The sequence below is a fragment of the Ensifer sp. ENS03 genome (assembly GCF_014852035.1).
In the GTDB taxonomy this organism is placed as follows: domain Bacteria; phylum Pseudomonadota; class Alphaproteobacteria; order Rhizobiales; family Rhizobiaceae; genus Ensifer; species Ensifer adhaerens.
The window spans coordinates 63,389-88,764 of record NZ_JACVAV010000007.1 but is presented as its reverse complement, the minus strand read 5'-3'; the positions used below and the strand labels follow the sequence as shown (position 1 = coordinate 88,764).

Below are 25,376 nucleotides of genomic sequence, written 5' to 3'. Positions count from 1 at the left end.
GAAAAAACCGTACTGCCGCGTGGTGCGGCAGTACGGTCAAGGTCTGTCGAACAAGTCTGTTTCAGGTCGTGCCGAGATCAGTTCGGCTTGCCGCTCGCCTTTATCTCGGCGATTTCGCGCAGCGCATTCGTCAATACGTCGACCGATTGCGCGCCCATCACGGCATATTGTCCTTCGAGGATGAAGCAGGGAACGCCGGTCACGCCCATCTCGCGGGCCATGCCAACCTCTTCCTTGACCGCATCCTTGTCGGCATCGGAGCCAAGCAGAGCCGCAACGACGGGGCGATCGAGGCCTGCTTGCTCGGCGATATCGAGCAGGACCGCGTGATCACCGACATTGCGGCCTTCTTCGAAATTGGCCTTGAACAGCAAGCCGACGACGGCGGACTGCGCCTGCTCGCCGTTGGTCGCGGCCCAGCGGACAAGCCGATGAGCGTCAAGCGTGTTCGGGCTGATCTTCACCGCATCGAAGTCGAAGGCGATGCCGTCGGCATTGCCGAGTTCGCGCAGCGTGTCGTGGGCGCGATCGACGGCCGCCTGGCCGCCGAGCTTCTCGGCAAGATGCCGCTTGTGATCGATCCCCTCGGGCGGCAGGTCGGGATTGAGCTGGTAGGGGCGCCAGTTGACCGTGACCAGCACGTCCGGAAGATTGGCAATCGCCTGGTCGAGCCGCGCCTTGCCGAGATAACACCAGGGACAAACAACGTCCGAGACAATATCGATGCTGACGGTTTGCATGGTGTGGGCGCCTTTCCTTGTTCGGTTGAAGGCGAGATAAGCCGGTTTCATCCGGCTTTCAATGCGTTACCAAAAGGGAACCAACCCTCTATTGTGCGTTTTGATCCCACCAGGTCGGAAGCTGGTAGCCGTAGAGCGGCATGGTATCGGGCCGGCCGATATGCTTGCGTCGCGCCACCCACTGTGCGTCGAGGTGATAGAGCGGCACCAGATAGGAATTGTTGACGAGCAACCGGTCATGCGCACGCACCGCCGCCGTGAAGTCTTCGCTCGTGCGGGCCTGCAGGATGTTATTGACCATCCGGTCGACGTCCTTGTCGGCGACGCCGGCGAAGTTGTCGCTACCCTGCCGGTCGCGCGCCTGTGAGGTCCAGCGCCCGGCCTGCTCAATGCCGGGTGACAGCGTCGAGGGGAAGGATTTGATGATCACGTCGTAGTCGAAGGACTGGCTGCGCTGCTGGTACTGCGAATCGTCGACGGTGCGCACGGACGCCTGGATGCCGAGAGGTGCGAGAAATCGCTGGTAGGCGAGGGCGATTTTTTCCTGGCCGGCATTCTGGCTCATGATCTCGAACGCGAGCGGTTTGCCCTGCGGGTCGACCATCTTGCCGTCCTTGATCTGATAGCCGGCCTCGCGCATCAGCGAGACAGCAACACGCAGCACGTTGCGATCGCGCCCGGACGCGTCGGTCACCGGCAGGCGATAGGTGCCGTCGAGGATCGCCGGGTTGATTCGATCGCGGGCGTCGCCGATCAGGCCGAGTTCGCGGTCGTCGGCCGGTGCGCCGAGAAAACTCAGCGCCGAGTTCTGCCAGTAGCTCTGCGTGCGCGTATAGGCGCTGTCGAAGAGGTTCTTGTTGACCCACTCGAAGTCGAAGACCAGCGCCAGGCCCTGGCGGAGCTTCAAGTTGTCGAACATTGGCCTGCGGGTATTGAAGACGATGCCGAGCATGCCGGACGGCGTCTTCGGCGTGAAGGTTTCCTTGACGACCTCGCCGGAACGAACCGCCGGGAAATCGTAGCCGCGCGCCCACTTGGTGGCGCTGCCTTCCGGATAGATGTCGATCTCGCCCTTCTTGAAGGCTTCGAACAGCGAGTTCTCCTGGAGGAAATACTCCACGGAGATCTCGTCGTAATTGTCCTGGCCGACCTTCGAGGGCAGGTCCTTGGCCCAATAGTCCGGGTTTCGCTTGTAGACGATGCGCTCGCCCGGTTTCACCTCTGCGACGCGGTAGGGGCCGGAGCCGAGCGGCGGCTTCAGCGTGGTCTGGTCGAAGGTCGCAAGGTCGATGGCATGTTTCGGCAGCACCGGCGACAGGCCGAGCAGGAGCGGCAGCTCGCGGTCGGCATCCTCGGTGAAGGTAAAGCGCACGCTGCGCTCCCCGACCTTTTCGAGCTTCGCCACCTTGGCCATGCGGTTGCTGAAGGGGACACGCCCCTTGTCACGCAGCAGCTCGAAGCTGAAGATCACGTCCTCGGCGGTAACAGGTTGCCCGTCGGCCCAGCGGGCCTTCGGGTTGAGATTGAACTGGATGAAGGTCCGGTCGTCATCCCACTCCACTGTTTCGGCGAGCAGGCCATACATGGTGAAGGCCTCGTCGCGCGAACGCTGCATCAGCGATTCGTAGACGAGGTTGCCGTATTCCGGATCCCACATGCCGCGCGCGGTGGTGCGCATGCTCTTCAGGATGAAGGGATTGAGGCTGTCGAAGCTGCCGACGACGCCATAGGAGATCTTTCCACCCTTTTTTACGTCCGGATTGACGTAGGGAAAGTTCTTGAAATCGGCAGGCAGCGCCGGCTCTCCGTGCATGGCAATCGCATGCACGGGAGCGGCTGCCGCAGCAGTGCCGAATGAAGTGGCGGTCAGGATCAGCGCCAGACCGGAAAGAATTGCACGCAAGGTCACCTCCCGTGAGGGGTATCAACAGGCCGATTCCCCGAACGTTACCAATGCCGACGGATGAATCCAACCGATCCGCGGTCCAAATTCCGCCTAGTATGAAGTCAAAAAATGACAGGAAACACTGGATAATCGAAGCGAGCCAATGTAACAGGTGTTTCCGGAAACGGGGTCATGCATTTGCCTTATTTGGCCAACAGGACAACGGCGGCTGACGATACTCACCTGCGGAACAACTGTTCCGTTACCGGATTTCAGGAGACGGAATCACAATGATCTTCAAGTCGAATATTGCAAAACGTTCGGGCATGGCAGCGCTGGCGCTCACTGTAGCTGCTGCGGGCGTTCCGAGCGTTGCGTCTGCACAGCAGGCTGGCGGCAAGCCGCCGCAGGGCTGGTTCAAGGTTTGCACCAAGCAGGAAGACAACGATGTCTGCATCGTTCAGAACCTGCTGACCGCCAACAACGGCCAGCTCGTGACCGCTGTCGGCCTCATCACCGTCTCCGGCAAGGTCAACCGCAAGATCATGCAGGTTTCCGTACCGTCCGCGCGCCTCATTCCGACCGGCGTTCAGATGCAGATCGACGGCGGCAAGCCGGTCAAGCTCGACTACGCCATCTGCATGCCCGACAAGTGCGTTGCAGAAGCGCCGCTTTCCGACCAGCTGATCGCCAGCCTGAAGAAGGGCAATGAGGTCGTCTTCACCTCGGTCAACTTCCAGCGCGCTCCGAACCCGATCAAGATGGCCCTGACGGGCTTCACCGGTGTGTTCGACGGCGAGCCGATCGAGCAGTCGCAGCTCGAAGAGCGTCAGCGCCTGCTGCAGGAAGAGATGCAGAAGAAGGCCGAGGACGCGCGCAAGAAGCTTGAAGAAGCCCAGAAGGCTGCCAAGCAGAACTAAGCGGTCCTCCGCAAACTCATAAAGAAACGCCCGGACCTCGCGGTCCGGGCGTTTTCATTTGTTCGAGAGCGCAGTTGCCTTAGTGCCGGAACGTCGCCTTGGGCCTGTAGTGGCCGACGCCATCCTTGTCGAACAGGGCATCGACTTGCGCGTGGCGCATCGGCCGGTCGCTGTCGTCGAATTCCAGGTTCTGCTCGGAGACGTAGGCGACATACTCGCTGTCGTCGTTCTCGGCGAACAGGTGATAGAAGGGCTGATCCTTGCTCGGGCGGATCTCCTGCGGAATGGCGTTCCACCACTCCTCGGTGTTGGCGTATTCCGGGTCGACGTCGAAAATGACGCCGCGGAACGGGAAAACCCGATGGCGAACCACCTGTCCGATCTCGAATTTGGCGTTTCTCTGTTTCATGACGCAACACATCCTTTCAGGAGATTATCTGGGTTGGCGAACCCAAAACATCAATAGGGAATTCCCTACACCCTCCATTGATCGATCTCGCCGCGCGTGTCCCGCGGACGCGCAAAAGTTGTTGGCAACATAATATCACACAATTCGACGGTTTCGTGCCGCTCCTTGTTCAGGGCGCTCGCAATCGTGCGCGCCAAAGAAAAGGCCGGCGGCTCCGTTTGAGGAGCCGCCGGCCCTTGAGCACGGCTTGAACCGGTTGCCGATGCCGCCGGTTCCAATGGTTTTAGACCGAGTAGTACATGTCGTACTCGACCGGATGCGGGGTCATTTCGAAGCGCATGACTTCCTGCATCTTAAGTTCGATGAAGGAATCGATCTGGTCGTCGTCGAAGACGCCGCCGGCCGTCAGGTACTTGCGGTCCTTGTCGAGGCTTTCCAGCGCTTCGCGCAGCGAGCCGCAAACGGTCGGGATCTTCTTCAGTTCCTTCGGCGGCAGGTCATAAAGGTCCTTGTCCATGGCCTTGCCGGGGTGCAGCTTGTTCTTGATGCCGTCGAGGCCGGCCATCAGCATGGCTGCGAAGGCGAGGTAGGGGTTGGCGGTCGGGTCCGGGAAGCGGACTTCGACGCGCTTGGCCTTCGGGTTGGTGCCGAACGGAATGCGGCACGAAGCCGAACGGTTGCGTGCCGAATAGGCGAGCAGAACCGGTGCTTCATAGCCCGGGACGAGACGCTTGTAGGAGTTCGTCGACGGGTTGGTGAAGGCGTTCAGCGACTTGGCATGCTTGATGATGCCGCCGATGAAGTAGAGGCAGGATTCCGACAGGCCGGCATATTCATCGCCGGCGAAGGTCGGCTTGCCGTCCTTCCAGATCGACAGGTGTACGTGCATGCCCGAGCCGTTGTCGCCGAAGATCGGCTTCGGCATGAAGGTTGCCGTCTTGCCATAGGCATTGGCGACCTGGTGCACGACGTACTTGTAGATCTGCATCTTGTCGGCGTTGCGCACCAGCGCGTCGAACTTGACGCCGAGCTCGTGCTGGGCGGCGGCCACTTCGTGGTGATGCTTTTCGACGGTGACGCCCATTTCGGACAGGACCGTCAGCATTTCAGAGCGCATGTCCTGGCAGCTGTCGATCGGCGGAACCGGGAAGTAGCCGCCCTTGACGCGCGGGCGGTGGCCGAGGTTGCCGGTCTCATAATCGGTGTCGTCGTTCGATGGCAGTTCCGAGGAGTCGAGCTTGAAGCCGGTGTTGTACGGGTCGGCCTTGTACTTGACGTCGTCGAAGACGAAGAATTCTGCTTCCGGGCCAACGAAGACGGTGTCGCCGATGCCGGATGCCTTGAGGTAGGCTTCAGCCTTCTTGGCCGTGCCGCGCGGGTCGCGGTTGTAGGATTCGCCCGAAACCGGATCGAGAATGTCGCAGATGATGACCATCGTCGACTGCGCGAAGAACGGGTCCATATGCGCTGTTTCCGGATCGGGCATCAGCACCATGTCGGACTCGTTGATGGCCTTCCAGCCGCCAATCGAGGAACCGTCGAACATGACGCCATCGGCGAACATGTCTTCGTCGACGCAGACCACATCCATCGTTACGTGCTGCAGCTTGCCCTTCGGATCGGTAAAGCGCAGGTCGACGAACTTGACGTCGTTGTCCTTGATTTGCTTCAGAATATCGCTTGCAGTCGTCATTTGCCGTTATTCCCTGTGTGAGATGACGAGGATTTGAAAAGAACCGGGCCGAACGGCCCGTGATGTCAGATGGCGTCGAGGCCGGTTTCGCCCGTGCGAATTCGGATGACTTCTTCCACATTGGAAACGAAAATCTTTCCGTCACCAATGCGGCCGGTTTGCGCGGCGTTGCGGATCGCCTCGATGACGGCCTCCGCGTTTTCATCCGCCAGCACGACTTCGACCTTTACCTTCGGCAGGAAGTCCACCACGTATTCGGCGCCGCGATACAGCTCCGTGTGACCCTTCTGCCGCCCGAAGCCCTTGGCTTCCGTGACGGTGATACCCTGCAGACCGACTTCCTGAAGGGCTTCCTTCACTTCGTCGAGCTTGAAGGGCTTAATGATCGCTTCGATCTTTTTCATGAGAAAATGTCTCTCCGCTTCTCCCTTGAAAGCAGGATCATGCCCGCTCGCCCTGAATATGCACGTTGCATGCCAGTTTTTCTGCGAAAATCTGTCAGAATGACAAAAAATCTGCTGTCGGCGCGCCGATTGCGGGATTTCCATACCTTCGGCGGGCGCGATCTGCCTATTTTTTATGATTTCCGATCGAAAGATGCCCGCTTCTTGCGGCGTCTCCGCGTCATTGCTGACGCAAAGCTTGTTATTTGAGCAACAATTATGTGCAAGTGCATGATTTTAAGGCAATCGTGGTGGCGGCGCTGAGGCCTTGCTTCACGCGCGTGGGCATGGATAAGTCTGGCGTATGCGCTCCGACCTTCAGCACCTGTTGATCACGCCCGCCGAAATGACGGCAATCGACCGGGCGGCAGCCCAATCCGGCATCGATAGTTTTACGCTGACGCGCAACGCCGGACTGGCGGTGACGGCGGCGGCCCTGCGACATTTTCCGGATGCCCGCCGCTTCGTCGTGCTCTGCGGTCCAGGCAACAATGGCGGTGACGGGTACATCGCAGCCCGCGGCCTTGCCGAAAGCGGGGCGGATGTCGCGGTGTTCGTCCTCGGCGATCCCGCCAGGCTTCAAGGAGATGCAGCGCGGGCCTGGTCCGACTGGAGTGGTCCTGCTGCGCCAATCTCTGCATTCGAACCACAGGCTGGCGATGTCGTCATCGATGCGCTCTTTGGGGCGGGCTTGTCACGCGACCTCCCTGACGACGTCGTTCACCTTATAGAACGGGTCAATGCCAGCGGCGTTCCGGTCGTTGCCATCGATCTGCCGAGCGGCATCGACGGCCGGACGGGCGAGATCCGGGGCGCCGCCTTTGCCGCTCGCCACACTGTCACGTTCATGGCGCCCAAGCCCGGTCATTGGCTTCTGCCCGGGCGATCCCTCTGCGGCACACTCAAGGTGTTCGATATCGGCATTCCCGCGCGCATTGTGCGTGCCGGCGCAGGTTCGCTGCGCCTCAACGCGCCGTTCCTCTGGGCGGGCTGGGGAGGTGACCTGGCGGCCTCGACGCACAAGTTCAAGCGCGGGCATCTGGTCGTTTTCTCAGGCGACCGCCAGGCAACGGGCGCGGCGCGACTTTCGGCGGCAGCGGGCCTTGCGGCTGGCGCTGGCCTCGTTACCGTCGCCACCGGCAAGGCCGCGCTCGGCATCAATGCGTCTCATCTGACGGCGGTGATGGTGAAGGAGATCGACGGAAGCCGGGAGCTTACCAAATGGCTGCAGGACCAGCGCCTGGGCAGCTTCGTGCTTGGGCCGGGTTTTGGCATCGGCAAGAAGGCGAGGGACTTTGCGCTTGCGCTCTGCGATCGCTCTCTGGTGCTCGACGCCGATGGCATCACCTCGTTCCAGACGAACCCCGGCGAACTGTTCGCGGCGCTGGCGAAAGGTGGCGGGCAAATGGTGATGACGCCGCATGATGGCGAGTTCGCTCGCCTCTTTCCGGAGATCGCCGGTGACGACGGGCTTTCGAAGATCGAGAAGGCGCAGGCCGCGGCGCGGGCGAGCCATGCCGTGATCGTCTACAAGGGCGCCGACACCGTCGTTGCCGCGCCGGACGGGCGGGCCGTCGTCAACAACAATGCGCCGCCGTGGCTGGCAACCGCCGGATCGGGGGACGTACTTGCCGGCATCGTCGGCGCACATCTGGCGAAAGGAATGCCGGCCTTCGAAGCGGCGATCGCAGCGGTCTGGCGCCATGGCGCAGCCGGGGCCAAGGCAGGGCCAGGCTTGACCGCTGAAACGCTGATCGGCGCGATACCGCCGATCAGTTGATCGTGAGCGCACAGGCGACAAACCACCTCTTGAGAGGCGACGTTCGCGGTGTCCGCCCAGATGCGCTATCAGCCGCGCGTGCCCTTGGCGATCGGCTCCTGGTAGGTGAAGCCCAAGTCCCAGGGGAAATAGATCCAGGTGTCCTGGCTGACTTCGGTCACGAAGGTATCGACGAGCGGCCGGCCCTTCGGCTTTGCGTAGACGGCAGCGAAATGCGCCTTCGGCAGCATTGCCCGTACTTCGGCCGCGGTCTTGCCGGTGTCCGTCAGGTCGTCGACGATCAGCACGCCTTCACCGCCATCCTTGGTGATTTCAGGCGTGATGCCCTTCAGCACTTTCATCTGCCCCTGCGTGTCGTAGTCATGGTAGGAGGCGACGCAGACGGTTTCGATCATCCGGATATTGAGTTCGCGCGAAATGATCGCGGCCGGAACCAGGCCGCCACGGGTGATGCAAACCATGGCACGCCATTCCTGGCCGTTGTCGGCCAGCCGCCAGGCAAGCGCCCGGGCATCGCGGTGGAACTGGTCCCAGGAAACGGGAAAGGCTTTATCGGGCAGCGACATGGGTGGGCTCCGGCTTGTCTGAACGAGGGTAAGGCGAAGCGTCCGGCAGATCGGGCAGGCGGGAACGCGTCATCCTGATTTGCCGACATGCAATAACGGCATTGAGGCCTTGAGTGCAAGGGCTTCGCGCTATCCCTTTGCCCGCGCATCGGCGATTGCCTGGATCATCGCCTGGACATCAGCCTCCGCTGCAGCAAGCGCTTCCGGATCGCGGGCCCGCACGACGATATCCGTCGAGAAGGTCTTGCCGTCAAATTTCGGGTAGGAGCCGATGCTCGTCTCCGGATGGTTCTTCTGCACTTCGGTCAGCGGGCTGCCGATATCGCCCTCGCCGAAGGGCGAGCGTACGGTGCGGGAGAGGAGGGGCGAGCCGACGTTCAGGCCGGGCAGCAGCGCGTCGAGCATGGCCTGGAAGACCTGCGGCACGCCGGCCATGACATGCACGTTGCCGATGGCGAAGCCAGGCGCTGTCGATACCGGGTTGGGGATATGGCGTGCACCGAATGGCATGCGCGCCATGCGCTTGCGCGCGTCGGTAAACTCCATGTTGCGGCGTTCGTACATGGCTCCGAGCAGCGCCATCGCCTCGGGCTCGTAGATGCATTCGACGCCGAAGGCGCGAGACACGGCATCGGCCGTGATGTCGTCATGCGTCGGGCCGATGCCGCCGGATGTGAAGACGTAATCGTAGCGGCTGCGCACCGCATTGATCGCCTCGACGATCGCCGCCTCGTCGTCGGCGACGATGCGCACTTCCTTCAGGTCGATGCCGACCATGGTCATCATGTCGGCGAGGTGACCGATGTTCTTGTCCTTGGTTCGCCCCGACAGAAGTTCGTCGCCGATGGCGACCATGGCGGCAGTGACGACTTTTATGCTGCTCATCGGGTGATCCTGTTTGTTTAGTCAGTCATTTAACAGTGAATTATTATTGTTCACATTGCGAGAACAGTCTGTTTCCCGGACGGCTCCTGGCATGCGGCTGCATTTTGATAAATCTTCCGCGCAGCAGTGATCAAGTGGGATCGCTTGTATCCAAAGGAGCAATTATGGCCAAGGTTCTCGTTCTCTACTATTCGGCATACGGACACGTCGAAACCATGGCTTACGCCGTGGCCGAAGGCGCCAAGTCTGCCGGCGCCGAAGTCGACGTCAAGCGCGTTCCGGAACTGGTGCCGGACGAGATCGCCAAGGCCTCTCATTTCAAGCTCGACCAGGCCGCGCCGATCGCCCATGTCGAGGAGCTTGCCCAATACGACGCGATCATCTTCGGCGCCGGCACGCGCTTCGGCACCGTTGCTTCGCAGATGCGCAACTTCATCGACCAGACCGGCAGCCTGTGGGCGTCTGGCAAGCTGGTCGGCAAGGTCGGCTCGGTCTTCACGTCCTCGGCCACCCAGCATGGCGGTCAGGAATCCACGATCCTCGGCTTCATTCCGACGCTGATGCATCACGGCATGGTCGTCGCTGGTCTTCCCTATGCCTTCCAGGGCCAGATGGGCCTCGACGAAATCAAGGGCGGCTCGCCCTATGGCGCCTCGACGATCACCGATGCCGACGGCTCGCGCCAGCCGTCCGAGGTCGAACTCCAGGCGGCCCGCTTCCAGGGCGCACACGTCGCCAAGATCGCTGCGAAGCTTTCGGCCTGATCATTTGGACGCAATCGTTTCAAGAGCTTAGGCGGCGCCGCAAGGGGCCGCCTTTTTGTTTTGCGGCTAGCCTTTCCGGGTGATTCGCGAATGTGGCAATTCCTACCACACTTGTGCTAATATCCGCGGCGTTCGGCATTGAGTATGCCTTTGACGAGGAGGAATGCAGGGCCGTGCGGCAACGGCCCGCCGAAGACGGAAACGTCTTTCGGATTATCGGGAGGGAAGTATGGCGCGAATTACGTACACCATCGTTCCTCATGACGGCGGATGGGCCTATAAGGCCGCCGACGCCTTTTCGGAACCCTTTCCCAACCGCGAAACGGCGCTTGCCGCCGCCAAGGCCGCCGCCGCCGAACAGCAAGTCGGCGGCGACGACGAGGAGATCAGCTTCCAGGACGAAGAGGGCCACTGGCACTTCGAACACACGGATGGCGGCGATCGGCCTGAAGCGACCGTCGAAGACGGCTGAAACGGTCAAGGCGACCGGCTCATTGCGAACACACAGCGTTTAGTATTGCGTGCACACCATCTCTCCACGGAGGATATTCGATGCACTACAGCGTTCAGATCTTCACCTGGACCCCGCGGCAGGGTGTCCACCAGGTCGGATCGGCAATCGAGGTGGACGCCCCCAATTCCAAGGCGGCAGCGGTCTCGCTTCTCGGCCTCAGGCTGGAAAACCAGGGATGCGCAACGAAACTCGCCGTCCGCGTCTGGCACGACGACGCCTACCAGGCGGAATGCGATTGTTATTACTACAACAACTGAGCGGCCAGTCTCGCCGGTGCAACGTCTCGCCCTCCTGAGAGCGTCGGATGCGCCTATCCTGTTGATCCTTGAAAACCGATTGCCTGGTGCGGGCGGCGGGGATCGAACCCGCACAGCCAAGGCCGAGGGATTTTAAGTCCCTTGCGTCTACCAGTTTCGCCACGCCCGCATACAGCCTAGATCAAACACTCAGGTCAAACAGTCAAGGGTGATCGGGGGTTTCGGGGTGGACAACGCGCTTAGGCGCGCTGTTCTCTCGTCTTCATGAAGTAGAAGACGGCCGCGGCAATCAGTGCCCCAAGGCCGTAGACGATAAACGCGTCGACAAACGGCCAGCCCGAATTGAACGAGTAGATGGCGGGTGCGGGAAACAACAGAACCGCCAAACCCGCGAGGCGCGAGGAAAAGACGCTCAAAGCCGAAACCTTCCGCAGCAACCAATGAGCATGCCCACCACCACCATCGATATTGCTGCACCGAAAACAAGCGCCAACATTGGTTCCCCCCATCTAAGCCACCACGGGGACGAGTTGGTGCGTGTATTATCGATACGAATCAGCTTATAATTGCAGTCGAATTGGCGCTTGGGGACGACAGTCAAGCCTTCAGTGTCAAGCGCTCAAGGACCGTGCCCAACCCGCCGAGATCCGCAATCTCGCGAAAACGCGGATGGTCCTCCGGCTTATCGTGGTGTTCGAACGACCAGGTGAGCGCGTGCGGGACATAGACACCCCAGCTTCCGGCACCGAGTGCAGGCACGATATCCGACTTCAGCGAATTGCCGACCATCATGCTTTTCAGCGCTCCGTCGCCGTGGCGTTTGAAGATGCGCTCGTAGGTGGCGACGGTCTTGTCGCTGACGATCTCGACGGCGTTGAAGTAGTCGCCAAGGCCGGAGGCGGCGAGCTTGCGCTCCTGGTCGAAGAGATCGCCCTTGGTGATCATGACAAGGCGAAAATGGCCGTGAAGCGCCTCGAGGGTTTCCTTGACATGCGGCAGCGGTTCGACCGGGTGCACGAGCATGTCGCGCCCAGCGGCGAGGATCTCGGCAATGACGGAGGAGGGCACCTTGCCATCGGTGACGTCGACGGCGGTTTCGACCATGGAGAGCACGAAGCCCTTGATGCCGAAGCCGTAGAGCCCAAGGTTGCGCTTCTCTGCGGCAAGCAGCCGGTCGGAGAGATGTTCGGTGTCGGTGTGCGGCCTCAGAAGCTCGGCGAAGCGCGCTTCCGTCAGCCGGAAGAACTGCTCGTTCTGCCAGAGTGTATCGTCGGCATCGAAGCCGACGGTCGTTACAGTATGGGGCATAATATTACGGTCCGGCAATCTTGAAGGGTTGGTCGACGCTGGCGCTTTTGCCGCTGTTGACGTCATTGAAGTGGAAGCGCAGCACATAGTCGCCGGCAGGCGCGCCGGAAACGTCGATGGTCAGCGTCGAATAGATTTCCTGGTTTCTGAGGTGGCCTGTGAAGGTGAAATCGCCGAACGCCTTCTGGCCGGCGAGCACGTCGCCCTTCGGATTGAGAATATCGAAATCCACGGTGAAGTGGCTTTCGAGTTGGCCTTTTGTTGCCGAATCCTTCCACGTGAGGCCGATCGGCTCGATATAGGAGATCAGCGACTCTCCCTCCTTGAAGACTGCGCCCTCGCGCGGATCGTACATGGCGTAGCCAGTCGGCGCCTTGGTCACGAAAACCGCCTTGCCGATCGCCAGCGGCAACGTTTGCGAAAAGTCGCTCATCGCCTGGCGGAGCAGGTCATGGGCTTTCGCCGCGTCGCCGGAAGCCGCGAGCTTTTCGGCCTGCACCGCCGCGTCGGCAAGCGGGCCGGCATGGGCCGCGAGACCAGCCGAAAGCGTCACGGCGGCGGTCAGCATCGCCAGACGACGTATATGTTTCACCATGACGTTCCCCCATCGCCGGTTTCGACCGACTTTCGGCATCTGCTGCACCGAGTCAAGACGATAGGGCCGCCAGGCGAATGGTCAATGCTTCCAGAAGACCGGCGTCAGGATTACCAGCACGGTCAGCACTTCGAGACGACCGAGCAGCATCATCAGCGACAGCAGATAGAGTTCGGGATCGCCGAGCGTCGAGAAGTTGCCGGCCGGCCCGATGATCGGACCAAGGCCCGGGCCGACATTGGAAAGGCAGGTAATGACGGCCGAAGTGGCGGTGATCAGATCGTAGCCGAGCGCGCCCATGGCGAGACTGCCGAGCACCCAGAGCAGCATATAGGTGATGAAGAACAGGAAGATGGAGCGCTGCGTGTCCGCGTCGACGGTGTTGCCGCCATAGCGCACCGCATAGATCGCATTGGGGTAGACGATCTTGTTCAAACCCGACCGGATCGCATTGAAGAGCACGATGAAGCGATAGGCCTTGATGCCACCGGCGGTCGAGCCGGAGCAACCGCCCATGAAGGTGGCGATGAAGGCTGCGATGACGACGAAGGGCCCCCAGAGGCTGTAGTCCTGGCTGGCATAGCCGCTGGTCGAGAGGATAGAGGTGATGTTGAAGAAGGAGTGTGCCAGCGCCAGATGGAATTCCACGCCATTGGCGAGCCGATGATAGACGGCAACGGCAATTGAGAAGGCCGAGAGATAGCCGAGGAACACGATGATCTGCGGGTCGCGCAGCGCATCCAGCCTGCCACGGGCGACCAGCACGATCAGGATCGAGAAGGGCAGGCTGCAGAGCGCCATGAAGAAGGTGGCGGTCCAGAGCAGCGGAATGCTGCCGAAATAGGCGAAGGATGCGTCATGGGTGGAAAAGCCACCCGTCGCCACCGTCGACATCGCGTGGTTGATCGCATCGAAGCGGTTCATGCCCGTCAGGAAATAGCCGATCGTGCAGAGAAGCGTGATGACGACATAGATCGCGAGGAAAGCGCGGCTGAAGCTCGCGAGCCGGGCAAATGGTTTGTCGCCGGTGTCGGAGGATTCCATCTTGAAGAACGACATGCCGCCGACCCTGAGATAGGGGATGATGAACAGGCCGAGCACGACGATGCCGATACCGCCGAGCCAGCACAAAAGTGACCGCCAGAGGAGGAGCCCGGGCGGCGCATCGTCCAGACCGACGATCACTGTCGCACCGGTCGTCGTGATGGCCGAGACGGATTCGAACAGTGCCTGGGCAAAATCGAGCTTCATCGATGACAGCCAGAGCGGGATCGCGCCGACAACCGAGAACACGGCCCACAGCATATTGACGAGAACAAAGCCGAACTTCTTGGAGAAGGGCGGCGGGCCCATGCGCGTCGCCATGAAGGTCGCAAGCGAAAGGCCGCCGACCATGAACGCCGAAGCGGCAAAGATCTGCCAATCCGAATGGCCGTAATAGAGATCGACCATCGCCGGCACCAACATGGCGCAGGCAAGATATATGCCGAGGATCGCCGAAATGTGCACGGCATGCCGGATCAGGGTTGCGTTCAAGCGTTTATTTCCCGGAAGAACAGTGTGGCCGTGCCGGTGGAACGGTCAGTGCGTCATTTTCAACGTCGGCCCGATTCGAGTCAAAGCCATGGCTTCGGGCGTTGCGATGTGCAATAGCGACGGCCAGCGACCAACTCAACGGAAGACCGCACGTGATGAAGCAGGATGTCGAAACCGCAACCGAAGCCTTGCGGGAGATCTTCCCGCCGACGCCGCTGCAGCTCAACGAGCATTTGAGCGCACGCTACGGTGCGAATATTTATCTGAAGCGCGAGGATCTTTCGCCGGTTCGCTCCTATAAGATCAGGGGCGCCTTCAACTTCTTCCGCAAGGCGATCGGTGCCGGCGCCTCGGGTAAGACCTTCGTCTGCGCCTCGGCCGGCAACCATGCCCAGGGCTTCGCCTTCGTCTGCCGCCATTTCGGCGTTCCGGGTGTCGTGTTCATGCCGGTGACGACGCCGCAGCAGAAGATCGACAAGACCAGGATGTTCGGCGGCGAGTTCATCACCATCAAGCTGGTCGGCGATATCTTCGACCAGTGCTACAAGGCTGCCCGCGACCACGTGGAGGCGATCGGTGGCGTCATGGTGCCGCCTTTCGACCACGCCGACATCATCGAGGGACAGGCAAGCGTCGCGGCGGAAATTGCCTGGCAACTGCCGGAAGAGGTTGTTCCGGATCTCGTCGTGCTGCCGGTCGGCGGCGGCGGTCTTGCCGCCGGCGTCACCGGCTACCTCAAGGATAAAGTTGCAGCCGATCACTTCATCTTCTGCGAGCCGTCGGGTGCGCCGAGCCTGCGCGAAAGCCTGGAAACCGGCAGCGTCGTGACCCTCGATCAGGTCGACAACTTCGTCGACGGTGCCGCGGTTGGGCGCATCGGCGACCTCAATTTCGCGGCACTTCGGCGTTTCTCGCCTGACCAGGTCATGTTGCTGTCGGAGAACGCGATCTGCCAGACGATCATCGACATGCTGAATGTCGAAGGCGTCGTGCTTGAGCCGGCTGGCGCTCTTTCGATCTCGGCGCTGGAAGCGCTGGGACCGGAGACGCTTGCGGGCAAGACGGTGGTCGCGGTCGTTTCCGGCGGCAACTTTGATTTCGAGCGCCTGCCTGACGTCAAGGAGCGGGCGATGCGCCACGCCGGCCTCAAGAAGTACTTCATCCTGCGCATGGCGCAGCGGCCGGGCGCGCTCCGCGACTTCCTCAACCTGCTCGGCGACGAGGACGACATCTCGCGCTTCGAATATCTGAAGAAGTCAGCGCGCAATTTCGGTTCCATCCTGATCGGCATCGAGACAAAACATGCCGAGAATTTCCCAGTACTGAAGGCTCGCTTCGACGCCGCGGGGCTGCGCTACCAGGACATTACCGAGAACGAGATCCTTTCCAACCTCATCATCTGACGGGAGTGGGCGTCGCGGTCAATTATCGGCACTTAGGCTTTGACAGTGTTGGCCGCGGCGTCTAAGTCTTGGGCATGGCATCGTTTTTCTCGAAATTGTTCGGCCGTTCCGGCAACTCCGAAGACCAGGCGCAGGCAGCACCGGGGAAATCCGAGGCCTATGCGGATTGCACCATCCGTGCGACGCCGATGCGCGAGGGCTCGCAGTTCCGTCTGGCGGGCAACATCGAGAAGGTCTCGGCCGAAGGCGGCGCCAAGGTTCGCAGCTTCATCCGTGCCGATCTCTTCACGTCCGAGCAGGACGCGATCGACGCGGCGCTGCGCAAGGGGCGCCAGATCATCGACCAGACCGGCCCGTCGCTGTTTTCCGACGACGCCCCGTCGCGCCAGGTTTGAGCCGGCTTGTCTCTTCAAGATAATCTAATGTAAACATAAACTTGCCTGTCGAAGCGCATGTCTTGCGGTAGGAGTGCCGTGGGCTTGTGTCGGCGGTTCAGCCGGCTGATCGACTGCGCGCCAAGTGTGTGGGCGGCCGCAAGCGGCAGCCCACACTGATCGGTTGGGGGCTCAGAGCTTGATGCGGAAGCGCGCAAAACCTTCGGCGGCGTCGCCAGCGTCCTCGATCGTCACGCCCTTCACCTGTGCCAGGAACTGCCGTGCCTTCGGTCCACTGTCGAATGTCACGCTCGTCCCGGCGAGCGGAACGAAGGTCCAGTTGGCGTCGGCCGACGGATTGATCGTGCCCTGGTCGATGATGTAGCGCACCACCACATCGCGGTTGGTGTCGGGAGCCACGAACACCACCTTGTCGGCGGTGATGTCGGGGAAGTTGCCGCCGCCGCCGGCCCGGTAGTTGTTGGTGGCGACGACGAATTTCTGCGCCGGATCAATCGCTTGTCCATTGAACTGCAGGTTCTTGATGCGGTTCGAGGCGGCGTTGATCGTGTTGCCGTCCTTGTCGAACTTCGGCGGTACGGAAAGGTCGATCTGATAGGTGACCCCGTCGATGACGTCGAAATTGTAGGACGGGAAGCCGCCGTTGATCAGCGGCGCGTCGGAAGCCCCCGGCTTGACCTCGTTGAAGATGCCGGCCGACATTTCCAGCCAGTTGCGCACCTGTTCGCCTGTTATGACCACGGCCTGCACCGTGTTCGGATAAAGGTAGAGATCGGCGACGTTCTTGATCGCGATGTCGCCGGCCGGAACGTCGGTGTAGTAATCGGCGCCGCCGCGGCCGCCGGCCTTGAAGGGGGCCGCGGCCGAAAGCACCGGCAGGTCGCGGTGCTCGGTGTCCTTCAGCATGTCCTTGATGTACCAGGTCTGCGCCTGGCTGACGATCTGGACCGACGGGTCGTCGGCAACCAGGGCGAAGTAGGAATAGAGCGGCGCGCTGGTCTTGCCGACGGGCGTGCGCACATAGGCAAGCGTCGCCTCGTGGTCCTTTTGTGCGGCGGCCAGAACATCTTTTCGATCGGCGACTTCAGCCACGACTTTCTTTTCAACGCGCCGATAGATCGGCCGCGCTTCGCTTGTCGAGTTGACGACGCGCCAGGCGCCACCCTCACGCTCGATCAAGAGGTCGATCAGGCCGAGATGCGAACCCCAGAAGCCGCCCATGACGCCGGGCTTGCCGGAGATCAGGCCCTTCTTGTTGTCGACGCCGCCAACGCCGTCGAACTTCGGCCCAGGAAAATCGAGATGGCTGTGACCGGTGACGATCGCATCGATACCTTCGATCGCGGCGAGCGGAACGGATGCGTTCTCGAGGTTCTCCACATAGGCTTCCTGGCCAATGCCGGAGTGGGAGAGCGCCACGACGATGTCGGCGCCTTCCTCGCGCATCTGCGGCACCCAGGCTTCCGCCGCCTTGACGATGTCGCGGGCATTGGCCTTGCCCTCCAGGTGCTTGGCGTCCCAGGTCATGATCTGCGGCGGTACGAAGCCGATGAGACCGATGCGGATCTGATGCTCCTGGCCGGAACCGTCCTTCACCTTGCGGTCGAGGATGACATAGGGCTTCAGGAACAGCTTGTCCTCCCGCGCATTGGCGGCAAGCGCTCCCTTCGTCAGGTTGGCGCAGACGAGCGGGAAGTTCGCCCCGTTCAGCACCTTGAACATGAAGTCCAGGCCATAGTTGAATTCGTGGTTGCCGAGCGTGCCACAGTCATAGCCGAGCACGTTCATGGCCGCGACGATCGGGTGGAGATCGCCGTCCTTCATGCCACGCTGATAGGCGATGTAGTCGCCCATCGGGTTGCCCTGCAGGAAGTCGCCGTTGTCCACGAGGATGGAGTTGGTCGCTTCGGCGCGGATGGCGTCGATGATGGAGGCGGTGCGCGCAAGGCCGACCGTGTCGTTCGGCTTGTCGCCGTAATAGTCGTAGGGGAAGACGTGGACGTGCAGGTCCGTCGTTTCCATGATCCTGAGATGCGCCTGGTTGGCGGCAGCGCGAACCGAGAATGGATGCAACATGACGAGTGCCGAGGAGGCTGCGGCCCCCGCAAGAAGCGAGCGGCGCGTGAGGTTAAGCGGGGAAGTCATCGATGTCATGCGGTCCTCCATTGATCAAGAATGCGGGTCTTCATGGAAAAGGAATACAATTGGGGGTTTTGTTCGCTGGCGGGCGAACGACGGTGGGTTGGCGCTGAATATGCCGGAAAGCTGGCGTTTCCGAAAGCGGCAGATTTTCGCACTGAAAGGTCGAGCAACAGCGGACACCCGGTAAAGTTTTCTTCAAGTTTCCTGGTTAACGGTGCTTGAGGAAACGGAACCTTCTCAAGCACATGCCAAACGCCAACCTTATTCTCTTCGTCGGCGAGGCACTGGTCTACGTCACGGCGATGATCGGGCTTTTGCACCTTCGTGCCCGATTGGGTCTCGGGGTCTTTGTCGCCGCCCTCGGCGTCATGCACTTCATCGAAACCTATCTCGCTGCGGTCTTCTATGTGCAACTGCCGTTCGGCGTGATTTCTCCCGGATCGGCCGTCCTGTTTTCCGGCAAGCTGATGATGATCCTCCTCCTCTATGTGAAGGAGGACGCAGCAACGGTGCGCCAGCCGATCTATGGCCTGCTCGCCGGCAATTTCCTGACGGTGGCGCTCAGCCTTCTGCTGCGGCAGCACGATACGGTGTCGATCGTCGCGGAGCGCTCCGCCGACCTCGCCTTCATCGACGAGATGGGGTGGCTGATGGTCTGGGGAACGACGATCCTCTACTTCGATGCGCTGATGATCATCCTGCTCTACGAGCGCCTCGGGCGGTGGTTGCGTCACTTCGTGACCGTCCGTTTCCTCATCTGCGGTTTCGTGGTGCTCACCTTCGATCAGGCCGCCTTCTATGCGGCGCTGCGCTGGTGGAACGGCGCCCCGGCCGAGGTCTTCTGGGGCGGCTGGATGGCGAAAATGCTGGCAGCACCCTTCTATGCCATTGCCGTCGGCCTTTATCTTAACCTCTCGCGCCACCCGTCGCTTGCCATGTCGGACCGGCCGCTTGGCGACATCTTCAACACGCTGACCTTCCGTGAGCGCTACGAGGACCTCTTGTCGCGCTCCGGGCAGGACACGCTGACGGGCTCGCTCGACCGCAGCCGGTTCGAGGCCGAGGCACCGGCAATGCTGCGCGCCGCGAGCGCCGAAAACGCAGCCGTGACGCTGATGATCATCGACGTCGACCACTTCAAGGGTGTGAACGATCGATTTGGCCACCTGGAAGGGGACCGTGTGTTGCAGCGTCTGGTGGAAACGGTGAAGTCGAAATTGCGCCCGGTCGACCGGCTGTTTCGCTATGGCGGCGAGGAATTCGTGATCCTGTGTCCGGCAATGATGCATGCCGATGCGCTGCGCCGCGCCGAGGAGATCCGGATTGCGATCTCAGATCAGATTGCGACGCCGGACGGGCGCTCGGTTACGGCGAGTATCGGGCTTTCTTCGACGCCTGCCGATGGGGTCTCTGTCGAGGATTTACTGGCGCAGGCCGATCTGAGGCTCTACGCCGCCAAGGGACGCGGCCGCAATTGCGTCGTCGGCCGATAGGTTTTCGGCCGCTTTCAGATGCCGACATTCGGCCGATCGATGATTTCGCGCAGCGAGAAGCTGGAATTGATCTTCACCACATGGGGCAAGGCCGAAAGCCAGTCACGGTGAATGCGTTCGTAGTCTTGCAGATCCTTGGCCGCGACCCGCAGGATGTAGTCATATTCTCCCGACATCAGGTAGCAGACAAGCACGTTCGGACAGAGCTTTACCGCTGCCTCGAATTCGGCGAGCGTCTTTGCGAACTGCCCCGAGAGCGAAATATGCACGATGACCATGATCTGGTAGTCGAGCGCCTTGTGGGCGATCCGCGCATGGTATCCGGCGATCGTTCCCGATTTTTCCAGGATGTCGACGCGCCGAGAACAGGCGGACGGAGAGAGTCCGACCTTCGCTGCGAGGTCGGCATTCGAGATCCGGCCGTTCTGCTGAAGAATGCGCAGAATCGCATGATCGATGGCATCAAGTTCGCTCATTCGTGATTTCCCTCAATCCTGCGCCCATTGTCGCAACATTCTTCGAAATCAATGCGCGTTGGCTTTCGTCTTTGCAAGGACATTCGATTGTCGGCGTGTTTTGCTGAATGCCTCATCAAAAGCGGCGCAAAGCCCAACAGGAGAGGAACGCAAGGATGCGTGTCGGTTGCCCGAAGGAAATCAAAAACCATGAATATCGTGTCGGCCTGACGCCCGGCTCGGTGCGTGAATATGTTGCCCATGGCCACGAGGTAATCGTGGAGACCAAGGCCGGGGCAGGGATCGGCGCGGACGACGATGCGTACCGTGCCGCTGGCGCGAAAATCGTCGCGACGGCGAAGGACGTGTTCGAAAAGTCGGACATGATCGTCAAGGTCAAGGAGCCGCAGCCCTCCGAATGGGCGCAGCTGCGCGAAGGCCAAATTCTCTATACCTATCTGCATCTTGCTCCCGATCCGGAACAGACCAAGGGCCTGTTGAATTCCGGCGTCACGGCGATTGCCTATGAAACCGTCACCGACGATCGCGGAGGCCTTCCGCTGCTTGCGCCGATGTCGGAAGTTGCCGGGCGCTTGGCGATCCAGGCCGGTGCGACCTCGCTGCAAAAGGCCAATGGCGGCCGCGGCATCCTGCTCGGCGGCGTGCCGGGCGTGCTGCCGGCCAAGGTGACCGTCATCGGCGGCGGTGTCGTCGGCCTGCATGCCGCCCGCATGGCGGCGGGTCTTGGCGCTGACGTCAGCATCATCGATCGCTCGATCCCGCGGCTGCGCCAGCTCGACGATCTCTTTGCCGGTCGCGTGCACACGCGCTATTCGACCATCGACGCGCTGGAAGAGGAAGTGTTTTCAGCCGATCTTGTCATCGGCGCCGTGCTCATCCCGGGGGCAGCAGCACCAAAGCTTGTGACCCGCGAAATGCTGACCGGCATGAAGAAGGGGGCCGTCATCGTCGATGTCGCCATCGACCAAGGCGGCTGCTTCGAAACCTCGCATGCCACGACCCATTCCGATCCGACCTATGAAGTCGACGGCATCGTGCATTACTGCGTTGCGAACATGCCGGGTGCCGTGCCGGTGACCTCGGCGCATGCGCTCAACAACGCGACACTGCATTATGGTCTGCAGCTCGCCGACAAGGGCCTGAAAGCGATTGCCGAAGACCGGCATCTGCGCGCCGGCCTCAACGTGCACCGCGGTCGCGTCACCAACGCGCCTGTCGCCGAAGCGCTCGGCTATGATGCCTATGCGCCGGAGGCGGTGCTGAACGTCGCCTGACGGAATGATCCAGCGGCCCGGCAGCGATGCCGGGCCGGTTGCCACGAAGGCGTCAGGCGGTGACGATCCGGCACTGGTAGCAGTTGTACTTGGTCGAGCGCACATGGACGGCTGAAATGTCGGATCGTGCCAGCAGTTCATTCGCTCGAGTTTCAAGCTGCTCCCTGGTGATGACGTCACCGGTCCCATAGACGATCCGTTCGTCAGGGCCGTAGCCGCGCAGGAGATAGCTGTCACGCGAGCTCAGGATCGGCGGCAGTGTTTCGCCATCATGCGCCGGGCACGCCTCGGCGTGCATGAACACCGGGCCGGTTTCCGCATAAGGCTGCAATGAGGAAAACGGTCGAAGCGCGAAAACCAAATAGGGCGCGCCAGCTTCGACATAATCCAGGCAATGACGGCACGGTACGCCGTCGCCATCGGAGATCTGTTGCTCCGGCGCATTGCCATAGGCGTCCAGCCCGCCCTCTCTCATCCGGCGGGCTTCCGCGTCAGACATCGGAATATAGCGCAGCGACATGGTGTATCTCCTTGATCGGCTTGAATTGTTCGATCAGGAGAGTGCACCGGCCGCAGCCATCGGGACACCCGGAACTTGCCGGATGGTGTTCGTCAGAGGTTTTTCACCAGGCTCAGAAGCTCGGCATCGGTCAAAGGCTCGACCGTGGCCTCGCGGGTCGCGACTGGCGAGAAGCCGAATTGCTGATAGAGCTGCAGCGCGCGGGGATGATCGAGATTGTTGGTGGTCACCTTCAGCTTGCTCGGATTTAGCGCCCAGGCGGCAAACAGCGTCTGCAGCAGGAACCATTTGCCGAGCCCGAGGCCGAGTGCGTGTTCCATCAGCCCGAAATGCACAAGTTCGACCACATCGTCGTCGCCCTGATGCAGTTCGAAGAATCCGGCCGGCGCGCCGTTGACGTAAAGAACCGTCACGCTCCTCCGCTTGTCGCCAAGCAGTGCTGCCAGATCCTCGTCGCTCATCCGCAGCCGTTCGGTCCAGTGCCAGCGACGTCCAACGCGCAGATAGAGAAACCGATAGTAGCCGAGCGGAATGTCGGAGACGCGCAGGATCGCCGTCTGGATATTGACCGGCATCGGCAGGCTCTGCTTCGGCGGAGCGGTCATTTCGAGTTCGGTGACGTGCGCCGTCAGTGAGGCGAGCTTCGGAGGGCGCATGGCGTCACTCGCGACCTGTGACGACGGCGGTGTCGGTGCGGCCACCCCATTCCGACCAGGACCCGTCATAGAGTGTGTTGTCGGTGTGGCCGAGCGACTGTAGCGCCAGGGTGATGATGGCGGCAGTTACGCCCGATCCGCAGGTCGTGACCACGGGCCCCGAAAGATCGACGCCGGCCGCTGCGAAGGTCTGGCGGAGGCTCTCAAGATCCTTGAGCTTCCCGTTTTCCGAAAAGACGCCGGAAGGAAGGCTGTGGGCGCCGGGCATGTGACCGGAACGAAGGCCGGCACGCGGCTCGGCTTCCTCGCCATAAAAACGCGGGGCGCCACGGGCATCAGCGATCTGGATCGCGCCGTCGGCGACGATCTGCTTCATTCCGGCCAAGGAGGTAACGGCGGTGGGCGTAAAGCTCGGCTTGAACGTGGCCGGCTTGGGCGAGGGGACATCCGTGCTGACGGGTCGGCCTTCCCGGTTCCAGCCGTCCATGCCGCCATCGAGCACATAGACATTCTTGGCACCCATGATGCGGAGTTCCCACCAGACGCGCGGCGCCGTCATGATGCCCGGGCCGTCATAGACGACGATCGTATCCGTCTCGCTGACGCCAAGCGTGCCGACGGCTTCAGCAAAGGCTTCCGGCGAAGGCAGCGTATGCGGCAGGCCGCTCGTATGGTCGGCAATGGCGTCCTGGTCGAAGAAGACAGCACCGGGAATGTGGCCGGCGTCGTATTCCGCCTTCGGGTTGCGCTTCTGTGCCGGCAGGTACCACGAGGCGTCCAGGATCCGGATCGAGGGATCGCCGAGGCGCTCCTGCAGCCAATCGGCGGAAACGACAAAGGCGCTCTTGTTGTTGGTCACGATCGCAACTCCTTACTCAAACTGATGCGCGGTCTTCGGCGCTGCCGAAGCGGATACGGAACCGGCGGTTCTCCTTACCCTTTTTCTCGATCTTGGCGATGTGGATGGCGCCGACTTCCTGCGTCTCCGACACATGCGTACCGCCGCAGGGCTGGCTGTCGACCGCCGAGTTCTCGCCGATGCAGACAAGGCTGACGCGCCCCAGGCCGATCGGCGGGCGAACATTCTTCGACTTGACGATGCCGGGGTTGGCGGCCAACTCGTCGTCGGTAATCCACTGAACGTAAACGGGGTGGTTTTCGTCGACGAGCTTCATCAGCGCTGTTGTGACCTCGTCCCGGTCGATCGTCTCGTTCATGTCGAAATCGACACGGCTCTCGTCCTCGCCGACCGACGCTCCGGTGATCGGGAAGGGGCAGACGACCGAAAGCAGATGGCAGGCCGTGTGCATGCGCATCAGCCGGTAGCGGCGCGGCCAGTCGATGTGCAGAACCAGCTTCTCGCCGATCTCGGGCGCCGGCTGGCCCTCGGCCGGCACATGGATGATGATATCCTTGGTCTCCCCATGGCGGGCGACCGCGATGTCGATGCGGCTGCCATCGGCGCGCTCCAGAAAACCCGTGTCGCCAGGCTGGCCGCCGGAGGTGGCATAGAAGCAGGTCTGATCAAGCTCGATCCCGCCATCTTCGAGGATTCCGGTGACGCTGGCCTCACATGTCGAGAGGTAGAAGTCGTCACGGAAGAGGGCAGTCACGGTCCTGGTCATCGCATTCCTATCCAACTGATTCGTATGGCACTGCAATGTTGGAAGCCGTCTTCAACCACGTCGGCACCGGCAGCCCCTTGGAGGCGAGGAAGTCCGGGTTGAAGAGCTTCGACTGATAGCGGTTACCATAGTCGCACAGGATCGTCACGATCGTATGTCCCGGCCCGAGGTCCTTGGCGAGCCGCACGGCCCCGGCGATGTTGATGCCCGTCGAGCCACCCACGCAAATGCCTTCCCGTTCGATCAGGTCGAAGACGTAAGGCACGGCTTCCGAATCGGGAATCTGGTACGAGAAGTCGGGTGTGAAGCCTTCCAGATTGGCGGTGATTCGGCCCTGGCCGATGCCCTCGGTGATCGAGCTTCCTTCGGATTTCAGTTCGCCATTGGCGTAGAAATTGTAGAGGGCCGCCCCTTGCGGGTCCGCCAGGCCGATCTTGACCGCGGGGTTTTTGGCTCTGAGGCCCTGGGCGACGCCGGCCAGCGTGCCGCCGGAGCCGACGGCGCAGATGAAGCCGTCGACCTTGCCGTCCGTGTCGCGCCAGATCTCGGGCGCCGTGGACTCCACATGGGCGTCACGGTTGGCGACGTTGTCGAACTGGTTGGCCCAGATCGCCCCGTTTGGCTCGGTCTTGGCCAGTTGCTCGGCGAGGCGGCCGGAGATCTTCACGTAGTTGTTGGGGTTCTTGTAGGGAACGGCCGGCACTTCGACCAGCTCGGCGCCGAGCAGCCGCAGGGCGTCCTTCTTTTCCTGGCTCTGGGTTTCCGGAATGACGATGACGGTGCGGTAGCCGAGCGCCTGGCCGACCAGCGCCAGGCCGATGCCGGTATTGCCGGCCGTACCTTCGACGATGACACCGCCCGGCCGCAACTGGCCGGTGCGCTCCGCAAGGCGAATGATCCAGAGCGCCGCGCGGTCCTTCACCGATTGTCCGGGGTTCAGAAACTCGGCCTTGCCGAGGATCGTGCAGCCTGTCGCGTCGGATACGGATTTCAGCCGGATCAGAGGCGTGTTTCCGATTGCTTCGAGCACGGACGGGAGAATGGCCATTTTCAGAACCTCGTGTTTGAGGACAGGCACCGCGGTAAGGCGGCACGTA

Annotated in this window: 29 protein-coding genes and 1 tRNA gene; 11 read left to right on the top strand and 19 right to left on the bottom strand. The window is 61.5% G+C overall.

What is annotated here, in order from left to right:
- Positions 1–77: 77 nt before the first annotated feature.
- Positions 78–740 (bottom strand): DsbA family oxidoreductase, encoded by a 663-nt coding sequence (locus IB263_RS22635; RefSeq protein ID WP_113293667.1) that lies wholly within the window; start codon positions 738–740, stop codon positions 78–80.
- Between the two features lie 88 nt (positions 741–828).
- Entirely contained in the window at positions 829–2,643 is a 1,815-nt protein-coding gene (locus IB263_RS22630) for an extracellular solute-binding protein (RefSeq protein ID WP_082572999.1), read from the bottom strand.
- A gap of 272 nt (positions 2,644–2,915) precedes the next feature.
- Between IB263_RS22630 and IB263_RS22625 the strand changes: the two genes are divergently transcribed.
- On the top strand, positions 2,916–3,545 hold the full coding sequence (locus IB263_RS22625) for an invasion associated locus B family protein (RefSeq protein WP_034791027.1): 630 nt from the start codon (positions 2,916–2,918) through the stop codon (positions 3,543–3,545).
- Between the two features lie 79 nt (positions 3,546–3,624).
- Here the strand turns inward: IB263_RS22625 and hspQ are convergent, their stop codons facing one another.
- From hspQ to IB263_RS22610, 3 genes are all read right to left on the bottom strand, one after another.
- Positions 3,625–3,954 (bottom strand): heat shock protein HspQ, encoded by a 330-nt coding sequence (hspQ, locus tag IB263_RS22620; RefSeq protein ID WP_034791060.1) that lies wholly within the window; start codon positions 3,952–3,954, stop codon positions 3,625–3,627.
- A 283-nt stretch (positions 3,955–4,237) separates the two neighbouring features.
- Complete coding sequence (gene glnA, locus IB263_RS22615) at positions 4,238–5,647, bottom strand: type I glutamate--ammonia ligase (RefSeq protein WP_034791062.1); 1,410 nt, start codon at positions 5,645–5,647, stop codon at positions 4,238–4,240.
- A 65-nt stretch (positions 5,648–5,712) separates the two neighbouring features.
- On the bottom strand, positions 5,713–6,051 hold the full coding sequence (locus tag IB263_RS22610; protein WP_003528058.1) for a P-II family nitrogen regulator: 339 nt from the start codon (positions 6,049–6,051) through the stop codon (positions 5,713–5,715).
- Positions 6,052–6,150: 99 nt separating this feature from the next.
- On the opposite strand from IB263_RS22610, the gene IB263_RS22605 reads away from it, so the two are divergent.
- Positions 6,151–6,300 (top strand): hypothetical protein, encoded by a 150-nt coding sequence (locus tag IB263_RS22605; protein ID WP_156552955.1) that lies wholly within the window; start codon positions 6,151–6,153, stop codon positions 6,298–6,300.
- Positions 6,301–6,394: 94 nt separating this feature from the next.
- The gene (locus IB263_RS22600) at positions 6,395–7,870 is read left to right on the top strand and encodes an NAD(P)H-hydrate dehydratase (protein ID WP_192439036.1); all 1,476 of its coding nucleotides are present in this window, start codon (positions 6,395–6,397) and stop codon (positions 7,868–7,870) included.
- A 68-nt stretch (positions 7,871–7,938) separates the two neighbouring features.
- Here IB263_RS22600 and gpt read toward each other — a convergent pair whose 3' ends face one another.
- Both gpt and IB263_RS22590 read right to left on the bottom strand, forming a co-directional pair.
- Positions 7,939–8,436 (bottom strand): xanthine phosphoribosyltransferase, encoded by a 498-nt coding sequence (gene gpt, locus IB263_RS22595; RefSeq protein WP_034791068.1) that lies wholly within the window; start codon positions 8,434–8,436, stop codon positions 7,939–7,941.
- 129 nt (positions 8,437–8,565) lie between these two features.
- Complete coding sequence (locus tag IB263_RS22590) at positions 8,566–9,321, bottom strand: competence/damage-inducible protein A (protein ID WP_112975409.1); 756 nt, start codon at positions 9,319–9,321, stop codon at positions 8,566–8,568.
- Between the two features lie 164 nt (positions 9,322–9,485).
- On the opposite strand from IB263_RS22590, the gene wrbA reads away from it, so the two are divergent.
- The 3 genes from wrbA to IB263_RS22575 all read left to right on the top strand — a co-directional run bounded on the left by wrbA (position 9,486) and on the right by IB263_RS22575 (position 10,856).
- On the top strand, positions 9,486–10,085 hold the full coding sequence (wrbA, locus tag IB263_RS22585) for an NAD(P)H:quinone oxidoreductase (protein ID WP_034791083.1): 600 nt from the start codon (positions 9,486–9,488) through the stop codon (positions 10,083–10,085).
- A gap of 229 nt (positions 10,086–10,314) precedes the next feature.
- A complete protein-coding gene (locus IB263_RS22580) occupies positions 10,315–10,557 on the top strand; it encodes a DUF2188 domain-containing protein (RefSeq protein WP_034791085.1) in 243 nt (80 codons plus the stop codon).
- Between the two features lie 80 nt (positions 10,558–10,637).
- Positions 10,638–10,856 (top strand): hypothetical protein, encoded by a 219-nt coding sequence (locus tag IB263_RS22575; protein WP_034791089.1) that lies wholly within the window; start codon positions 10,638–10,640, stop codon positions 10,854–10,856.
- An 84-nt stretch (positions 10,857–10,940) separates the two neighbouring features.
- On the opposite strand, the gene IB263_RS22570 is transcribed toward IB263_RS22575, so the two are convergent.
- The 5 genes from IB263_RS22570 to IB263_RS22550 all read right to left on the bottom strand — a co-directional run bounded on the left by IB263_RS22570 (position 10,941) and on the right by IB263_RS22550 (position 14,295).
- Positions 10,941–11,025 (bottom strand) — tRNA-Leu (locus IB263_RS22570).
- Between the two features lie 70 nt (positions 11,026–11,095).
- Complete coding sequence (locus tag IB263_RS22565; protein ID WP_162765934.1) at positions 11,096–11,272, bottom strand: hypothetical protein; 177 nt, start codon at positions 11,270–11,272, stop codon at positions 11,096–11,098.
- Between the two features lie 181 nt (positions 11,273–11,453).
- Positions 11,454–12,164: an HAD family hydrolase gene (locus tag IB263_RS22560; protein ID WP_210337648.1), complete on the bottom strand. Its 711-nt coding sequence runs from the start codon at positions 12,162–12,164 to the stop codon at positions 11,454–11,456.
- Between the two features lie 4 nt (positions 12,165–12,168).
- Positions 12,169–12,759, bottom strand: a complete 591-nt coding sequence (locus IB263_RS22555; RefSeq protein ID WP_034791097.1) for a hypothetical protein — start codon at positions 12,757–12,759, stop codon at positions 12,169–12,171.
- An 81-nt stretch (positions 12,760–12,840) separates the two neighbouring features.
- Positions 12,841–14,295 carry a TrkH family potassium uptake protein gene (locus IB263_RS22550; RefSeq protein WP_192439035.1) on the bottom strand — a complete coding sequence of 485 codons (1,455 nt, stop codon included), beginning with the start codon at positions 14,293–14,295 and terminating at the stop codon, positions 12,841–12,843.
- Positions 14,296–14,450: 155 nt separating this feature from the next.
- Between IB263_RS22550 and ilvA the strand changes: the two genes are divergently transcribed.
- On the top strand, positions 14,451–15,698 hold the full coding sequence (gene ilvA, locus IB263_RS22545; protein WP_034791101.1) for a threonine ammonia-lyase: 1,248 nt from the start codon (positions 14,451–14,453) through the stop codon (positions 15,696–15,698).
- Positions 15,699–15,772: 74 nt separating this feature from the next.
- Positions 15,773–16,093 carry an HlyU family transcriptional regulator gene (locus tag IB263_RS22540; RefSeq protein ID WP_112984212.1) on the top strand — a complete coding sequence of 107 codons (321 nt, stop codon included), beginning with the start codon at positions 15,773–15,775 and terminating at the stop codon, positions 16,091–16,093.
- Between the two features lie 171 nt (positions 16,094–16,264).
- On the opposite strand, the gene IB263_RS22535 is transcribed toward IB263_RS22540, so the two are convergent.
- Complete coding sequence (locus IB263_RS22535; RefSeq protein ID WP_192439118.1) at positions 16,265–18,238, bottom strand: bifunctional 2',3'-cyclic-nucleotide 2'-phosphodiesterase/3'-nucleotidase; 1,974 nt, start codon at positions 18,236–18,238, stop codon at positions 16,265–16,267.
- Between the two features lie 42 nt (positions 18,239–18,280).
- Here IB263_RS22535 and IB263_RS22530 point away from each other — a divergent pair, with 42 nt between their 5' ends.
- Positions 18,281–18,457, top strand: a complete 177-nt coding sequence (locus tag IB263_RS22530; RefSeq protein ID WP_156552957.1) for a hypothetical protein — start codon at positions 18,281–18,283, stop codon at positions 18,455–18,457.
- Between the two features lie 23 nt (positions 18,458–18,480).
- Positions 18,481–19,728, top strand: a complete 1,248-nt coding sequence (locus tag IB263_RS22525) for a diguanylate cyclase (protein WP_034791114.1) — start codon at positions 18,481–18,483, stop codon at positions 19,726–19,728.
- A 14-nt stretch (positions 19,729–19,742) separates the two neighbouring features.
- Here the strand turns inward: IB263_RS22525 and IB263_RS22520 are convergent, their stop codons facing one another.
- Entirely contained in the window at positions 19,743–20,204 is a 462-nt protein-coding gene (locus tag IB263_RS22520) for an Lrp/AsnC family transcriptional regulator (RefSeq protein WP_034791115.1), read from the bottom strand.
- A gap of 155 nt (positions 20,205–20,359) precedes the next feature.
- Here IB263_RS22520 and ald point away from each other — a divergent pair, with 155 nt between their 5' ends.
- The gene (ald, locus tag IB263_RS22515) at positions 20,360–21,478 is read left to right on the top strand and encodes an alanine dehydrogenase (RefSeq protein ID WP_034791117.1); all 1,119 of its coding nucleotides are present in this window, start codon (positions 20,360–20,362) and stop codon (positions 21,476–21,478) included.
- Positions 21,479–21,530: 52 nt separating this feature from the next.
- Here ald and IB263_RS22510 read toward each other — a convergent pair whose 3' ends face one another.
- The 5 genes from IB263_RS22510 to IB263_RS22495 form a co-directional block, all read right to left on the bottom strand.
- Positions 21,531–21,998, bottom strand: a complete 468-nt coding sequence (locus IB263_RS22510; protein ID WP_113554150.1) for a DUF1203 domain-containing protein — start codon at positions 21,996–21,998, stop codon at positions 21,531–21,533.
- Positions 21,999–22,090: 92 nt separating this feature from the next.
- Positions 22,091–22,654, bottom strand: a complete 564-nt coding sequence (locus IB263_RS34190) for a GNAT family N-acetyltransferase (RefSeq protein WP_034791121.1) — start codon at positions 22,652–22,654, stop codon at positions 22,091–22,093.
- A gap of 4 nt (positions 22,655–22,658) precedes the next feature.
- The gene (sseA, locus tag IB263_RS34185) at positions 22,659–23,513 is read right to left on the bottom strand and encodes a 3-mercaptopyruvate sulfurtransferase (RefSeq protein ID WP_371814183.1); all 855 of its coding nucleotides are present in this window, start codon (positions 23,511–23,513) and stop codon (positions 22,659–22,661) included.
- A gap of 16 nt (positions 23,514–23,529) precedes the next feature.
- On the bottom strand, positions 23,530–24,279 hold the full coding sequence (locus IB263_RS22500; RefSeq protein WP_192439034.1) for an alanyl-tRNA editing protein: 750 nt from the start codon (positions 24,277–24,279) through the stop codon (positions 23,530–23,532).
- 7 nt (positions 24,280–24,286) lie between these two features.
- Positions 24,287–25,327 carry a cysteine synthase A gene (locus IB263_RS22495; protein WP_192439033.1) on the bottom strand — a complete coding sequence of 347 codons (1,041 nt, stop codon included), beginning with the start codon at positions 25,325–25,327 and terminating at the stop codon, positions 24,287–24,289.
- Between the last annotated feature and the right edge of the window lie 49 nt (positions 25,328–25,376).

Excerpts from the sequence above, each read along its gene's own strand:
- IB263_RS22635 (WP_113293667.1), bottom strand. The coding sequence starts at position 740 with ATGCAAACCGTCAGCATCGATATTGTCTCGGACGTTGTTTGTCCCTGG.
- IB263_RS22625 (WP_034791027.1), top strand. The coding sequence starts at position 2,916 with ATGATCTTCAAGTCGAATATTGCAAAACGTTCGGGCATGGCAGCGCTG.
- hspQ (WP_034791060.1), bottom strand. The coding sequence starts at position 3,954 with ATGAAACAGAGAAACGCCAAATTCGAGATCGGACAGGTGGTTCGCCAT.
- glnA (WP_034791062.1), bottom strand. The coding sequence starts at position 5,647 with ATGACGACTGCAAGCGATATTCTGAAGCAAATCAAGGACAACGACGTC.
- IB263_RS22610 (WP_003528058.1), bottom strand. The coding sequence starts at position 6,051 with ATGAAAAAGATCGAAGCGATCATTAAGCCCTTCAAGCTCGACGAAGTG.
- IB263_RS22605 (WP_156552955.1), top strand. The coding sequence starts at position 6,151 with ATGACAAAAAATCTGCTGTCGGCGCGCCGATTGCGGGATTTCCATACC.
- IB263_RS22600 (WP_192439036.1), top strand. The coding sequence starts at position 6,395 with ATGCGCTCCGACCTTCAGCACCTGTTGATCACGCCCGCCGAAATGACG.
- gpt (WP_034791068.1), bottom strand. The coding sequence starts at position 8,436 with ATGTCGCTGCCCGATAAAGCCTTTCCCGTTTCCTGGGACCAGTTCCAC.
- IB263_RS22590 (WP_112975409.1), bottom strand. The coding sequence starts at position 9,321 with ATGAGCAGCATAAAAGTCGTCACTGCCGCCATGGTCGCCATCGGCGAC.
- wrbA (WP_034791083.1), top strand. The coding sequence starts at position 9,486 with ATGGCCAAGGTTCTCGTTCTCTACTATTCGGCATACGGACACGTCGAA.
- IB263_RS22580 (WP_034791085.1), top strand. The coding sequence starts at position 10,315 with ATGGCGCGAATTACGTACACCATCGTTCCTCATGACGGCGGATGGGCC.
- IB263_RS22575 (WP_034791089.1), top strand. The coding sequence starts at position 10,638 with ATGCACTACAGCGTTCAGATCTTCACCTGGACCCCGCGGCAGGGTGTC.
- IB263_RS22560 (WP_210337648.1), bottom strand. The coding sequence starts at position 12,164 with ATGCCCCATACTGTAACGACCGTCGGCTTCGATGCCGACGATACACTC.
- IB263_RS22555 (WP_034791097.1), bottom strand. The coding sequence starts at position 12,759 with ATGGTGAAACATATACGTCGTCTGGCGATGCTGACCGCCGCCGTGACG.
- ilvA (WP_034791101.1), top strand. The coding sequence starts at position 14,451 with ATGAAGCAGGATGTCGAAACCGCAACCGAAGCCTTGCGGGAGATCTTC.
- IB263_RS22540 (WP_112984212.1), top strand. The coding sequence starts at position 15,773 with ATGGCATCGTTTTTCTCGAAATTGTTCGGCCGTTCCGGCAACTCCGAA.
- IB263_RS22535 (WP_192439118.1), bottom strand. The coding sequence starts at position 18,238 with ATGACTTCCCCGCTTAACCTCACGCGCCGCTCGCTTCTTGCGGGGGCC.
- IB263_RS22530 (WP_156552957.1), top strand. The coding sequence starts at position 18,281 with ATGGAAAAGGAATACAATTGGGGGTTTTGTTCGCTGGCGGGCGAACGA.
- IB263_RS22525 (WP_034791114.1), top strand. The coding sequence starts at position 18,481 with ATGCCAAACGCCAACCTTATTCTCTTCGTCGGCGAGGCACTGGTCTAC.
- IB263_RS22520 (WP_034791115.1), bottom strand. The coding sequence starts at position 20,204 with ATGAGCGAACTTGATGCCATCGATCATGCGATTCTGCGCATTCTTCAG.
- ald (WP_034791117.1), top strand. The coding sequence starts at position 20,360 with ATGCGTGTCGGTTGCCCGAAGGAAATCAAAAACCATGAATATCGTGTC.
- IB263_RS22510 (WP_113554150.1), bottom strand. The coding sequence starts at position 21,998 with ATGTCGCTGCGCTATATTCCGATGTCTGACGCGGAAGCCCGCCGGATG.
- IB263_RS34190 (WP_034791121.1), bottom strand. The coding sequence starts at position 22,654 with ATGCGCCCTCCGAAGCTCGCCTCACTGACGGCGCACGTCACCGAACTC.
- IB263_RS22500 (WP_192439034.1), bottom strand. The coding sequence starts at position 24,279 with ATGACCAGGACCGTGACTGCCCTCTTCCGTGACGACTTCTACCTCTCG.
- IB263_RS22495 (WP_192439033.1), bottom strand. The coding sequence starts at position 25,327 with ATGGCCATTCTCCCGTCCGTGCTCGAAGCAATCGGAAACACGCCTCTG.